This is a genomic window from Phycicoccus sp. Soil748 (assembly GCF_001428025.1).
In the GTDB taxonomy this organism is placed as follows: Bacteria; Actinomycetota; Actinomycetes; order Actinomycetales; family Dermatophilaceae; genus Pedococcus.
The window spans coordinates 138676-152066 of sequence record NZ_LMSC01000008.1; the positions used below are offsets into that span (position 1 = coordinate 138676).

Sequence of the window (13391 nt, forward strand, 5' to 3'; positions counted from 1 at the left end):
GTGCCACGTAACGACAGGGGAGCGCGAGAGCGCTGAGAGTGCGGGCGACCGCAGACCCTCACACCTGATCCGGTTCGCACCGGCGTAGGGAGTCGAGAATCTCGAGCACCTGTCGGTGGTCCGCGGGTGCGGTCGCCGACCGGTGCGACCCCCTCGAACCTTCCTGGATCTCGAGAGGACCACCATGAGCACCACCAACACCCCGACGGTCGCCACGATCCGTCGCGGCAGCATCCGCGCCACCGCCCCCCTCCTGGGCTGGCGCACCGTCGACCTGCTCACCGTCGCCTTCCTGGGCGCGGCCTTCGGCATCGCGTACTGGGGCTGGGGCCTCGCCTACCAGGCGCCGGCCAACGGCCTCGGCGCCGTCTTCCCGCCGCTGCAGGGCATCACCAGCGCGCCCTGGCTGATGGCCGGCGTGGTCGGCGGCCTCGTCATCCGCCGTCCCGGCGCGGCCCTGGCCTGCGAGGTCGTGGCGGCGCTCGTCTCCATGCTCCCCGGCACGCAGTGGGGTGCGACGACGCTCGTCTCCGGCATCCTCGAGGGCCTCGGGGCGGAGATCGGCTTCCTCCTGCTCGGCTACGGCGCCTTCGGCCTGGGCGCGGCGATGCTCGCCGGGGCGCTCGCCGCCCCGCTCGAGGCGGTGTACGAGTGGGCGGTCTACTGGACCGACTGGGGCATGGGCTACAAGGTCGCCTACGCCGTGGTCTTCACCGTCGCCGGCGCCGCCATCGCGGGCGGCGTGGGCTGGCTGCTCACCCGCGCGCTCGCCGGAGCGGGGGCGCTCGGCGCCTTCCCTGCCGGCCAGGAGGCGCGGGAGTCACGCGCTGTCTGACCATCNNNCCGGGCAGGTCGAGGTCCGGGGACTGGCCTGGCGCCCCTACGGCCGCCGTGACCCGGTCATCCCCGGCCTCGACCTGACCATCGGCGCGGGGCAGCGCGTCCTGCTCGTCGGCCCGAGCGGCTCCGGCAAGTCGACGNCTGCTGCGCGGGCTCGCCGGGGTCCTCGAGGTGGCCGACTCGGGTGAGCGCACCGGCACCGTCCTGCTCGACGGGGAACCCCCCGGTCGGCGGGCCGGAGCCGTCGGCCTGGTGCTGCAGGAACCGGGCGCCGGGGTCGTCTCGGCGACCATCGGCCGCGACGTGGCCTTCGGCCTCGAGAACACCGGGGTGCCCCGCGAGGCGATGCCCGAGCGCGTGACGGCGGCCCTGGCTGCCGTGGGCCTCACGATGGCGCTGGACACCCCGACGCACGCGTTGTCCGGTGGCGAGCAGCAGCGGCTCGCGCTGGCGGGCGCCCTCGCCCTCGAGCCCACCCTGCTCCTGCTCGACGAGCCGACCGCGATGCTCGACCCCGACACCACCGCGTCGGTGCGCGACGTCGTCGACCGGGTGACGGCCGCGCGCGGGCTCACCACAGTGGTGGTCGAGCACCGGCTCGGGCCGTGGGTCGACGTCGTCGACCGCATCATCGTCCTGGACGACACCGGTCACGTCGTCGCGGACGGCGACCCGCACCAGGTGCTCGCCGACCAGGGCGAGGCGCTGGCCGCGCAGGGCATCTGGGTGCCCGGCGTGCCCGACCCGGTGCCGGCCCCGGTCCCACCCGGCACCTTCGGCCCCGGGCGGCTCGGGGCCCACGTGGTCGCGCTCGACGCGGCCGCCGTGCGCGTGGAGCGCTCCGCGCGACGCCTGGACGGCTCGACCCGCACGAGCGTGGCGGTCGACGACCAGTGGCTCCAGGTGCGGGCGGGGGAGGGGCACGCCCTCGTCGGCCCGTCCGGCGCAGGCAAGTCGACCCTCATGCTGGCAGCCGCGGGCCTGCTCGAGCACCAGGCCGGCGAAGTCCGGGTGCACCCCGACCTCGCGGCCGGGGGACGTCGCGACCCCGCCGACTGGGACACCATCGACCTGGCGCGCACGCTGGCGTGGGTGCCCCAGTGGGCGAGCTCGACGATCGTGGCGACGACCGTCCTGGACGAGGTGATGACGACCTCGCGCGCCCTCGGGCTGGTCGAGTCGGAGGCCCTCGCCCGGTGCCGCGCGCTGCTCGACGTCCTCGGGCTCGGCGCCCTCGAGCAGGCCGACCCGCGCCACCTCTCCGGCGGGGAGCAGCGTCGGTTGGCGATGGCCTCGGCCGTCGCGCACCAGCCGGCGGTGCTCCTGGCCGACGAGGCAACCGTCGGCCAGGACCGCCAGACCTGGGCCGCGGTGATGGGGCTGCTCGAGGGCCTGCGGGACGCTGGGTCGGCCGTCGTCCTCACCACCCATGACGCGGGCGCCATCGAGCGCGCCGACCGGGTCACGACGGTTGAGCGGCCCGCCCAACCGCCCGAGCCCCCGACCCCTCGCCGGCCGCTGGTCACGCACGCGGGTCCCCTGTCCCTGCTCGGCGCCGCGCTGCTCGCGGTGCCCGCAGGGGTGGCGTCGCCGCGCTGGACCGCGAGCCTGCTCGTGCTCGCCCTCCAGCTGCTGCTCGCGGCCGTCGCGCTGAGCGCCCCCGCGCGCCACGCACGAAGGGGCCACGGCTCCTCGTCCGACCTGGGCCCGGCGCCCCGGGGCCGCGTCACCGGCGTGGCCCTCCGTATGGTGGCCGGGCTCCTCGGCGCGGTGTCCGTGGCCTGGTCGACCTGGCTGCTCGGCAGCCGGGACCTCGACGTGGTGGCCACGGCCGGGCTGCGGGTGCTGGTCATCGTCCTGCCGTCCGCCGTGCTCGTCCAGCACGTCGACGCCGACGCCCTCGGCGACCACCTCGCGCAACGGCTGCGCCTGCCGGCGCGGCCGGTGGTGGCCCTGGCCGCTGCCCTGCAGCGGGTCCACACGTTCGGTGAGGTGTGGACCGAGATCTCCAGGGCCCGCCGGGTGCGGGGCATCGCGGCGACGGCACGGTCACCGAGGTCCGTCCTCGCCGAGCTGTGGGCCCTCACGCTGGGGATGCTCGTGCGCTCCCTGCAGGCCGCGGCGGCCCTGGCCGTGGCCATGGACGCCCGCGGGTTCGCGACGGCCTCCCGGCGCACCTGGGCCCGGGCGGCGCCGTGGCGGACGGCGGACACCGTCGTGCTGCTCCTGGCGCTCGCGCCCCTCGCCGTCGCGCTGCTCGCCCGCTGACCAACCCCTCGGTGGCGCCTCGGTGGCGGATCGGCGACGGGTCTGGGGCGGATCGGCGACGGCGCCCAGGAGGGGCAAGGAGTGCGTCATCCGGCTCTTGTGCGCCGCCCGCGCCGGGGGCAGGGTGGCCCCATGAACCGCGTCAACGACGACGCCTCCCCGACGTCCCCCGAGGCCATCCGCAACGTCGTGCTGGTGGGGGCGTCGGGGGCCGGCAAGACCGCCCTCTTCGAGCGTCTCGTGGCGGCCCGGGTCCCGGGCCGCCGCGCTCGTGACGGGGACGCCCCGACCACCACGGCGCTGGGCGCGGCCTCGGTGCCGAGCGGCTCGGTCGTGGTCAACCTCCTGGACACCCCCGGCCACCCGGACTTCGTCGGCGAGGTCCGCGCGGGGCTGCGCGCCGCCGACGCCGCCCTGTTCGTCGTCTCGGCCGCCGACGGTGTGGACGAGGCCACCCGCCTGCTGTGGCGCGAGTGCGACGCGGTGGGCATGCCCCGCGCGGTGGCGGTGACGCGGCTGGAGGCCGCCCGGGCCGACTACGACACGACGGTGGCCGCCTGCCGACGGGCGTTCGGCGACACCGAGCCCATCGCGCTGCCGCTGGTCCGTGACGGCGCCGTACGCGGCCTGCTCGCCCTGCTGCGACGGACCGTCACCGACGCGACGGACGGCAACGGCGACGGCGCTCCGGCGCCGGACCGCGCGCCCGACGCCGACGAGGCGGCGCTCATCGACGCACAGCGACCGCAGCTGCTGGAGTCGGTGATCGAGCAGTCCGAGGACGAGGCGCTGCTCGACCGCTACCTCGGCGGCGAGGAGGTCGACCCCGACGCGGTCTCTGCCGACCTGCGCACGGCCATCGCCACCGCACGCTTCTTCCCGGTGCTGCCGACGCACGCCCCGGCCGGGGTCGGTGTCGAGGAGCTGTTCGAGCTCTTCGAGAAGGGCTTCCCCTCGCCGGTCGACGCGGCCGTGCCGACCGTCTACACCGCGGCGGGCGCGGCGTTCGGGCCCGTGACCTGCGACCCCGACGGACCCCTGGTCGCCGAGGTGGTGCGGACGACGACCGACCCGTTCATCGGCCGGCTCTCGCTGGTGCGGGTCTTCAGCGGCACCCTGCGGCCCGACGAGCCGGTGCACGTCTCCGGCCACCTGCAGCACTTCGCCGCCCACCTCGTCGACGAGCACGCCGACCACGACTCCGACGACGAGCGCGTCGGACCCCTGTCGTCGCCACTGGCCGACGAGACGCGGCCCAAGGGGGTGGCGGTCGCCGGTGACCTCGCCCTCGTCACCAAGGTCGGGTCCGCCGAGACCTCCGACACCCTCTCGCGCCGCGACCAGCCGGCCCTCGTCGAGCCGTGGGTGCTGCCGAACCCCTTGCTGCCCGTGGCGATCCACGCCCGCTCCAAGGGAGACGAGGACAAGCTGGCCACCGCGCTGCAGCGGCTCGCGGCCGAGGACGTCACCCTGCGCCTGGAGCACAACGCCGAGACGCGGCAGCTCGTCCTCTGGGCGATGGGCCCGGCCCACGTCGACCAGGTCATCGCCCTGCTCGCCTCGCGGCACCACGTGCCGGTAGACGTCGAACCGGTGCGGACCTCGCTCCGCGAGACCTTCGCCCGTCCGACGACCGTGCAGGGCCGATTGGTCAAGCAGTCCGGCGGGCACGGCCAGTACGCCGTGTGCCACCTCGTGGTCGAGCCGCTGGAGCGCGGGGCCGGCATCGAGTTCGTCGACAAGGTCGTGGGCGGGGCCGTCCCGAGGCAGTACATCCCGTCGGTGGAGAAGGGCGTCCGCCACCAGCTCGCGAAAGGCGTCCTCGCCGGGTACCCGGTCGTCGACGTGCGCGTCACGCTCACCGACGGCAAGGCGCACTCGGTCGACTCCTCGGACATGGCGTTCCAGACGGCGGCGGCGATGGCGTTGCGGGAGGCGGCCAACGACACGACGGTCGCCCTGCTCGAACCCGTCGACACCGTCCACATCGAGGTCTCCGACGACGCGGTGGGCAGCGTGCTGGCCGACCTGCGGGGCCGGCGCGGGCAGGTCCACGGCACCGAGCCCGCCGAGCTGCCGGGGCGGACCGTGGTGCACGCCGAGGTGCCGGCGCACGAGCTGTCCCGCTACCCCGTGGACCTGCGCTCGGTCTCTCACGGCACCGGCTCGTTCACCCGCGCCTTCGCCCGCTACGACTACATGCCGCCGGCCCTGGCGCGCGAGGTCGCCGCCGCCACGGGCTGACCCGCGCGCCCCGGTCCGCTGCGCCCCCGTGCGGGCTCTAGCCTTGACCCGTGGACTGGAGCGACTACGACGCTGCCCTGTTCGACCTCGACGGTGTGCTGACCCCCACCGCAGAGGTCCACATGCGGGCCTGGGACGTCATGTTCAACGACTACCTGCGCGACCGCGGCGACGGCCAGCAGCCCTACACCGACGCCGACTACTTCGCCTCCGTCGACGGCAAGCCGCGCTACGACGGCGTACGCACCTTCCTCGCCTCCCGCGGCATCACCCTGCCCGAGGGCACGCCCGACGACAGCCCGGAGCAGGAGACCGTCTGCGGCCTCGGCAACCGCAAGAACGCCGCCTTCAGCCAGGTGCTGCACGACGAGGGCGTCACGCCGTACCCCGCCTCGGTGGTCCTGCTCGACCGGCTCGCCGAGCTCGGCGTCGCCGTCGCCGTGGTGTCCTCCTCCCGCAACGCCCCAGCCGTCCTCGAGGCCGCCGGCCTCGCCGACCGCTTCGAGGTCGTCGTGGACGGCCAGGTCGCCGCCGCCCGGGGCCTGCCGGGCAAGCCGGCCCCCGACACCTTCCTGTACGCAGCCGAGCAGCTCGGCGTGCCGCGGGAGCGGGCCGTGGTGCTCGAGGACGCACTCTCCGGCGTGCAGGCAGGTCGGGCGGGCGCCTTCGGCCTCGTGGTCGGTGTCGACCGCGGCGCCGGCGCACAGGAGCTCAGCGACGGCGGAGCCGACCTCGTCGTGGCCGAGCTCGACGAGCTGGTGCGGCCGTGAACGACGACGGCACGAGCCGGGCCGCGTCCATCCGGCGGGACCCCGTCGACCGCACCCGCTTCCCCGTCGACGAGTGGCGCTGGGTCGAGACCGGCTACTCCAACGACGACCTGGGCGTTACCGAGACGGTGTTCGCCGTCGGCAACGGCTACCTCGGCATGCGCGGCAACCCCGAGGAGGGGCGCGAGACCCACGCCCACGGCACGTTCATCAACGGCTTCCACGAGACCTGGCGCATCCGGCACGCCGAGGACGCCTTCGGGTTCGCCCAGACCGGCCAGACCATCGTCAACGTGCCCGACGTCAAGACCATCAAGCTCTACGTCGACGACGAGCCGCTGCTGCTGTCGGTGGCCGACCTCGAGCACTACGAGCGCTCGCTCGACCTCGCCGACGGCGTGCTGCGCCGCTCGCTCATCTGGAGCACGCCGTCGGGCAAGCGGGTCAAGGTCGAGTCGCAGCGCATGGTGTCCTTCGAGCAGCGCCACCTCGCCGTCATGACCTTCGAGGTGACCCTCCTCGACGGCGACGCCCCGGTGGCCATCTCGTCGCAGGTGCTCAACCGGCAGGACGGCCAGGACGAGTACTTCGTCAAGGCGGCCGCCATGGGCGCCGGCTTCGACCCCCGCCGGGCCAGCACGTTCAGCGAGCGGGTGCTCCTGCCGCAGAGCCACTGGTGCAGCGAGCGCCGCGCCATCCTCGGCTACCGGTGCGCGAACTCGGGGATGACCGTCGCCGTCGCGGTGGACCACGAGATCCGCACGGACAACGCGTTCGAGGAGCTGGCGCACGCGGAGGAGGACCTCGCCAAGAAGGTCTACCGCGTCACTGCCAAGCAGGGCGTGCCGATCACGGTCACCAAGGTCGCCGCCTACCACTCCTCCCGCGGGGTGCCCGTGCGTGAGCTGGTCGACCGCGGCCGGCGCACCCTCGACCGGGTGCGCGAGGTCGGTGTCGAGGAGATGTTCCGCGAGCAGCGTCGCTGGCTCGACCGGTTCTGGGCCGACTCCGACGTGGTCGTCGACGGCCACCCGGCGGTGCAGCAGGCCGTCCGCTGGAACCTCTTCCAGCTCGCGCAGGCCGCCGGCCGCGTCGAGCAGGCCGGCATCCCGGCCAAGGGCGTCACCGGCTCCGGCTACGAGGGCCACTACTTCTGGGACACCGAGACCTACGTCCTGCCGTTCCTCAGCTACACCTCGCCGTGGATGGCCCGTGGCGCGCTGCGCTTCCGCTACCAGATGCTCCCGGCCGCCAGGCGCCGCGCACGCGAGCTCTCCCAGTCGGGTGCGGCGTTCCCGTGGCGCACGATCAACGGCGAGGAGGCGTCGGCCTACTACGCTGCCGGCACCGCGCAGTTCCACATCAACGCCGACATCGCCTACGCCCTGTCCAAGTACGTCAGCGCCACCGGCGACGAGGACTTCATGATGCGCGAGGGCATCGACGTGCTCGTCGAGACCGCGCGGATGTGGGCCGACCTCGGGTTCTGGCTCGGCCGGCGCGAGCCCAAGTTCCACATCCACGGCGTCACCGGCCCCGACGAGTACACGACCGTCGTCAACAACAACCTCTTCACCAACGTCATGGCGCGCGACAACCTGCGGCAGGCCGCGCGCTGGTCGCGCATCCTGCAGGAGCGTCGCCCGCTGGAGTACGCGCGGATGGTGGCGCGGCTGGATGTCGACGAGGAGGAGATCGAGGAGTGGGCGCGGTGCGCCCAGGGCATGCACATCCCGTATGACGAGGGGATGGGCGTGCACCCGCAGGACCAGCACTTCCTGGAGCGGGAGGTGTGGGACCTCGCGGCGACCCCGGCCGACAAGCGACCCCTGCTGCTGCACTACCACCCGCTGGTCATCTACCGGTTCCAGGTGCTCAAGCAGGCTGACGTGGTGGCGGCCCTGTTCCTGCAGGGCGACCTGTTCAGCGTCGATGAGAAGCGCGCCGACTTCGAGTACTACGACCCGATCACGACCGGCGACTCCACCCTGTCGGCCGTGGTCCAGTCGATCATCGCTGCCGAGGTGGGCTACCAGGACCTGGCGCTGCGCTACTTCCACGCCGGGCTCTACGTCGACCTCGCCGACCTGCACCGCAACGCCGCCGACGGCGTGCACATCGCCTCGTGCGGCGGGGTGTGGAACGCCGCCGTCTACGGGTTCGGCGGCATGCGCGACCAGAACGGCACCCTGACCTTCGACCCGCGGCTGCCGGCGTCCTGGCCGCGCCTGGAGTTCCGGCTGCGGGTGCGCGGCACGCGGGTCGTCGTCGAGCTGCTGCCGGAGTCGATCTCGTTCACGGTCGTCGAGGGTGGTCCCGTCGAGTTCGTCGTCCGCGGCGAGCGGGTCGAGGCGGCACCGGGCGCTCCGGCCGTCGTCGCGCTCGACGGCCAGGGCCCGGTCCTGACCCGCGAGCTCGGCAGCATGCCGGTGGTGGGTCGTGGCGACGAGCACGAGATGGTCTACACGGCCGGGGTCCCCGACCCGCACCGCCGGGCCCGCCACAACGGCCTCGGCAACGGGACGGGAGACGGCTTCGAGGTCGTCACCGGCACGGTGCCGCCCGCCCGCACCCCGGCGGTGGGACCCGGCGAACTGCCGGTCTGACCCCGTACCCCGCCGCCCGGTCCCCCTCGAGAAGGGGCCACCGGGCGTGCCGGGAACATCGGCGGCCACCACGAAGTTGAGCCTGGTGTACTCAAGTTCGCGACCCCGGATTTGCACCTGCCGGGGCGTCGTCCTAACTTGAGTGAAGGAAACTCAACCTCGAGCACCTTAGGGAGCATCACCATGGCACGTGCGGTCGGCATCGACCTCGGCACCACCAACTCGGCCGTCGCCGTCCTCGAGGGCGGCGAGCCGACGATCATCGCGAACGCGGAGGGTGGGCGCACCACGCCGTCCGTCGTCGCGTTCTCCAAGGGCGGTGAGGTGCTCGTCGGCGAGATCGCCAAGCGCCAGGCCGTCACCAACGTCGACCGCACCGTCCGGTCGGTCAAGCGCCACATCGGCACCGACTGGAAGTCGCCCGAGATCGACGGCAAGGTCTACACGGCTCAGGAGATCAGCGCCCGCATCCTGCAGAAGCTCAAGCGCGACGCCGAGTCCTACCTCGGCGAGGACGTGACCGACGCCGTCATCACCGTCCCCGCGTACTTCGACGACCACGAGCGCCAGGCCACCAAGGAGGCCGGTGAGATCGCGGGCCTCAACGTCCTGCGCATCATCAACGAGCCGACCGCTGCCGCGCTCGCCTACGGCCTCGACAAGGGCAAGGAGGACGAGCTCATCCTCGTCTTCGACCTCGGTGGTGGCACCTTCGACGTGTCCCTCCTCGAGGTCGGCAAGGACCCGGAGGACGGCTTCTCGACCATCCAGGTCCGGTCCACCAGCGGTGACAACAAGCTCGGTGGCGACGACTGGGACGAGCGCATCGTCACCCACCTGCTCACGACGGTGAAGAACACCTCGGGCGTCGACCTGTCCAAGGACAAGATCGCCATGCAGCGCCTGCGCGACGCGGCGGAGCAGGCCAAGAAGGAGCTCTCCTCCTCGACCAGCACCAACATCTCGCTGCAGTACCTCTCGATGTCGGAGAACGGCCCGATCCACCTCGAGGAGACGATGAGCCGCGCGCAGTTCGAGCAGCTCACCAAGGACCTCCTCGACCGCACCAAGCAGCCGTTCCACAACGTCATCAAGGATGCCGGCATCTCGCTGTCGGACATCGACCACGTGGTCCTCGTCGGTGGCTCGACCCGCATGCCGGCCGTGAGCGCCCTCGTCAAGGAGCTCACCGGGGGCAAGGAGCCCAACAAGGGCGTCAACCCCGACGAGGTCGTGGCCGTGGGCGCGTCCCTGCAGGCCGGTGTCCTCAAGGGCGAGCGCAAGGACGTCCTGCTCATCGACGTCACGCCGCTGTCGCTCGGCATCGAGACCAAGGGCGGCCTGTTCACCAAGCTCATCGAGCGCAACACCGCCATCCCGACCAAGCGCTCCGAGGTGTTCTCCACCGCCGAGGACAACCAGCCGAGCGTCCTCATCCAGGTCTTCCAGGGTGAGCGCGAGATCGCCCAGCACAACAAGCAGCTCGGCACCTTCGAGCTCAGCGGTATCGCGCCCGCGCCCCGCGGCGTGCCGCAGGTCGAGGTCACGTTCGACATCGACGCCAACGGCATCGTCAACGTCTCCGCCAAGGACCGTGGCACCGGCCAGGAGCAGAAGATCACCATCTCCGGTGGTTCCGCCCTCGCCAAGGAGGACATCGAGCGGATGATCAAGGAGGCCGAGGCGCACGCCGAGGAGGACAAGAAGCGCCGCGAGGAGACCGAGGCCCGCAACACCGCGGAGAACCTCGTCTACTCGACGGAGAAGTTCCTCACCGACAACGCCGACAAGCTCCCCGCCGACGGCCGGGGCGACGTCGACGCCGCGCTCGAGGACCTGAAGGCGGCCCTGAAGCCGGAGTCGGGCGCGACGCCCGAGGACATCTCGGCGAAGACCTCCAAGCTCTCCGAGGAGTCGCAGAAGCTCGGCACCGCGATGTACGCCGCCGCGGCCGAGTCCGACCAGGCCGGCGCCGCCGGTGACGGTGCGGGCGAGGGTGCCTCCGCGGGCTCGTCCTCCGACGACGACGTCGTGGACGCCGAGGTCGTCGAGGACGACGAGGAGAAGAAGTGACCGACCAGCACCCGACGGCTGACCAGCCCGACGGAGCCGAGGCGATGGTGGGCTCGGAGGAGTTCGAGCCCACCACCGCCGAGGCGGCGCTCGAGGCCGAACAGGCCGCGGTCGCGGGGCAGGCCCCCGCCGGTGAGGCTCCGGCCGCCGGCGAGGCCGCGCCCTCCGGTGGCGCCCACCCCGACACCGCCCTGGCCGCCGAGCGGCTCTCGGACCTGCAGCGGCTGCAGGCCGAGTACGTCAACTACAAGCGCCGGGTCGACCGCGACCGGGCCGTCGTGCAGGAGCGCGCTGCCCAGTCGGTCATCGAGGCGCTGCTGCCGGTGCTCGACGACATCCACGCCGCGCGCGAGCACGGCGACCTCGAGGGCGGGCCGTTCGCGTCCATCGCCGACAAGCTCGAGACGACGCTCGGCAAGTTCGGCTTGCAGCGCTACGGCGCGGCCGGCGAGGAGTTCGACCCCAACCTGCACGAGGCGCTCATGCACACCGCCTGGCCGCAGGACGGCTCGGTCGCCTCGTCCGGTTCGACGACCGTCGTGCAGGTGCTCCAGCCGGGGTACCGTGCGGGCGAGCAGGTCCTGCGTGCGGCGCGCGTCGCCGTGGCGGACCCCGAGTGACATCAGCAGCACCAGCACGACCCGCCACCCCGCACCGCTGAGAGGAGGACGCCCGCATGGCCAGCCAGGACTGGTTCGAGAAGGACTTCTACGCGATCCTCGGCGTCCCCCAGGACGCCGACGCGGCCGCGATCAAGAAGGCCTACCGCAAGCTCGCCCGCAAGCACCACCCCGACCAGAACGCGGGTGACGCGGCGGCCGAGCAGCGCTTCAAGGACATCGGCGAGGCCCACTCGGTCCTCGCCGACCCCGAGAAGCGGCGCGAGTACGACGCCGTCCGCCAGATGGCCCGAGGGGGCGCCCGCTTCACCGCGGGCGGCCCCGGCGGCGGCGCGGGGGCCGGCGGCTTCGAGGACGTGTTCTCGTCGATGTTCGGCGGCGGCGGCGGGGCCGGCGGGCCGCGCGTCCGCTACTCCACCGGCGGCGGCGGCGGGCAGCCCAACCTCGAGGACCTGCTCGGCGGCATGTTCGGCGGAGGTGGCGGCTCGCCGTACGGCGGGGGCGCGGGCTTCCGCGCCCCGACCGGTCCGCGCAAGGGCGGCGACCTCACGGCGCGGACGTCCCTGTCGTTCCGGGACGCCGTCCAGGGGGCCACGGTCACCCTCGGCACCGGTGGCGGCGACCAGGTCACGACCCGCATCCCGGCCGGGGTCAAGGACGGCCAGAAGATCCGGCTGCGCGGCAAGGGCCAGCCGGGCGACCGCGGCGCCGAGCCGGGCGACCTGATCCTCACGGTGACCGTCGACAAGCACCCGGTCTTCGGGCGCGAGGGCGACAACCTCACCGTCGACCTGCCCGTCACCTTCGCCGAGGCGGCGCTGGGGGCCACCGTCTCCGTGCCGACCCTGTCGGGCGAGCCCGTCAAGGTGCGGATCGCCCCTGGCACCCCCAGTGGCCGGGTGCTGCGCGTCAAGGGCCGCGGGGTCCCGGTGAAGTCCGGTCCCGGTGACCTGCTCGCCCGCGTCATGGTCGTCGTGCCGCAGCGGCTCTCCGACGACGCCGTCGCAGCCGTGGAGGCGCTGCGGGCGCAGGACGAGGGCCAGGACCCCCGCGCCGAGCTCTTCGCCAACGCGCGGAGGTGACCCATGGTGGCCGAGGTCCGGGGCTTCTCGCCTGACGACGACGCGCCCGTCTTCGTCATCTCCGTCGCCGCCACGCTCGCGGGGATGCACGCCCAGACGTTGCGGCAGTACGACCGGCTCGGCCTGGTCAGCCCGTCACGCACCCGCGGTGGTGGCCGACGCTACTCGGGCCGCGACGTGGCGATGCTCCGCGAGGTGCAGCGACTGTCCCAGGAGGGCGTGAGCCTCGCCGGCATCCAGCGCATCCTCGAGCTCGAGAACCAGGTCGACGCCCTGCAGTCCCGGGTCCGCGAGCTCGACCGCGAGGTCACGGCACTGCGCGGGGCCGCCGGGCTCGGCCACAGGGTGTTCGCCGTGGGGCCGACCGGTGACGTCATCGCCGTCCGGGCGGGGCAGCGGCCCCGCAGCGGCCGGTCGCAGGCGCTCGTCGTCTGGCGCCCGACCCCCCGAGGCTGAGGTCTGGCCGACCGGCGGGCGCGGGCAGCCGCCCGCACCCGTCGCTGCCTCCCTCTCGCGGCCCGCGCGGCGCGGGGCGGCACCGCCTGCCGCGAGGCATACTCACTGCGTGAGCGAGCACCTGCTGGTCTTCCCCGACCGTGACACCGCCGACGAGGTCGCGGCCGAGCTCGTGGAGGAGGGTTTCGCGGCCCAGGTCGTGCGCGAGGCCCTGGCCGGCGAGGACGACTCCGAGGACCACGAGTGGGCGGTCCACGTGGTCGAGGAGAACGTCGCCGACGAGTCCGGCCCCGTCGAGGGTGGCCTGCGTGACCGGTTCAGCGCGCTCGCCGAGGAGCGGGGCGGCTGGTACGACCCGGAGCCCACGACGCCCGCCGGGCTCTGACGACGGTCGACGGGACCTAGTACTCCTTCGCTCCAAGGTTGAGCGGA

The 13391-nt window shown here is 73.4% G+C and carries 10 protein-coding genes and 1 riboswitch; all 10 genes read left to right on the forward strand.

What is annotated here, in order from left to right:
- Positions 1 to 5 precede the first annotated feature (5 nt).
- Positions 6 to 108: riboswitch (TPP riboswitch) on the forward strand.
- A gap of 76 nt (positions 109 to 184) precedes the next feature.
- The gene (locus tag ASG70_RS13140) at positions 185 to 835 is read left to right on the forward strand and encodes an ECF transporter S component (protein ID WP_056884306.1); all 651 of its coding nucleotides are present in this window, start codon (positions 185 to 187) and stop codon (positions 833 to 835) included.
- Between the two features lie 257 nt (positions 836 to 1092).
- Positions 1093 to 3108: an ATP-binding cassette domain-containing protein gene (locus ASG70_RS13145; RefSeq protein WP_369818916.1), complete on the forward strand. Its 2016-nt coding sequence runs from the start codon at positions 1093 to 1095 to the stop codon at positions 3106 to 3108.
- Positions 3109 to 3240: 132 nt separating this feature from the next.
- Positions 3241 to 5352, forward strand: coding sequence for an elongation factor G-like protein EF-G2 (locus tag ASG70_RS13150; protein ID WP_056884307.1), 2112 nt, complete (start codon positions 3241 to 3243; stop codon positions 5350 to 5352).
- A 50-nt stretch (positions 5353 to 5402) separates the two neighbouring features.
- Positions 5403 to 6122 (forward strand): HAD family phosphatase, encoded by a 720-nt coding sequence (locus tag ASG70_RS13155; RefSeq protein WP_056884308.1) that lies wholly within the window; start codon positions 5403 to 5405, stop codon positions 6120 to 6122.
- A complete protein-coding gene (locus tag ASG70_RS13160) occupies positions 6119 to 8728 on the forward strand; it encodes a glycoside hydrolase family 65 protein (protein WP_082590750.1) in 2610 nt (869 codons plus the stop codon). The genes ASG70_RS13155 and ASG70_RS13160 overlap by 4 nt, the downstream gene beginning before the upstream one ends.
- Before the next feature lie 183 nt (positions 8729 to 8911).
- Positions 8912 to 10801 carry a molecular chaperone DnaK gene (gene dnaK / locus ASG70_RS13165; protein WP_056884309.1) on the forward strand — a complete coding sequence of 630 codons (1890 nt, stop codon included), beginning with the start codon at positions 8912 to 8914 and terminating at the stop codon, positions 10799 to 10801.
- On the forward strand, positions 10798 to 11421 hold the full coding sequence (gene grpE / locus ASG70_RS13170; protein WP_056884310.1) for a nucleotide exchange factor GrpE: 624 nt from the start codon (positions 10798 to 10800) through the stop codon (positions 11419 to 11421). Before dnaK ends, grpE begins: the two co-directional genes overlap by 4 nt.
- 56 nt (positions 11422 to 11477) lie before the next feature.
- Positions 11478 to 12503, forward strand: coding sequence for a DnaJ C-terminal domain-containing protein (locus ASG70_RS13175; protein WP_056884311.1), 1026 nt, complete (start codon positions 11478 to 11480; stop codon positions 12501 to 12503).
- A gap of 3 nt (positions 12504 to 12506) precedes the next feature.
- A complete protein-coding gene (locus ASG70_RS13180; protein ID WP_056884312.1) occupies positions 12507 to 12959 on the forward strand; it encodes a heat shock protein transcriptional repressor HspR in 453 nt (150 codons plus the stop codon).
- A gap of 109 nt (positions 12960 to 13068) precedes the next feature.
- The gene (locus ASG70_RS13185; RefSeq protein ID WP_056884313.1) at positions 13069 to 13344 is read left to right on the forward strand and encodes a ribonuclease E inhibitor RraB; all 276 of its coding nucleotides are present in this window, start codon (positions 13069 to 13071) and stop codon (positions 13342 to 13344) included.
- The last annotated feature ends 47 nt before the right edge of the window (positions 13345 to 13391 follow it).

Bases quoted from the DNA above. Each gene is read 5' to 3' on its own strand.
- ASG70_RS13150 (WP_056884307.1), top strand. From the start codon at position 3,241: ATGAACCGCGTCAACGACGACGCCTCCCCGACGTCCCCCGAGGCCATC.
- ASG70_RS13175 (WP_056884311.1), top strand. From the start codon at position 11,478: ATGGCCAGCCAGGACTGGTTCGAGAAGGACTTCTACGCGATCCTCGGC.
- ASG70_RS13140 (WP_056884306.1), top strand. From the start codon at position 185: ATGAGCACCACCAACACCCCGACGGTCGCCACGATCCGTCGCGGCAGC.
- dnaK (WP_056884309.1), top strand. From the start codon at position 8,912: ATGGCACGTGCGGTCGGCATCGACCTCGGCACCACCAACTCGGCCGTC.
- ASG70_RS13180 (WP_056884312.1), top strand. From the start codon at position 12,507: ATGGTGGCCGAGGTCCGGGGCTTCTCGCCTGACGACGACGCGCCCGTC.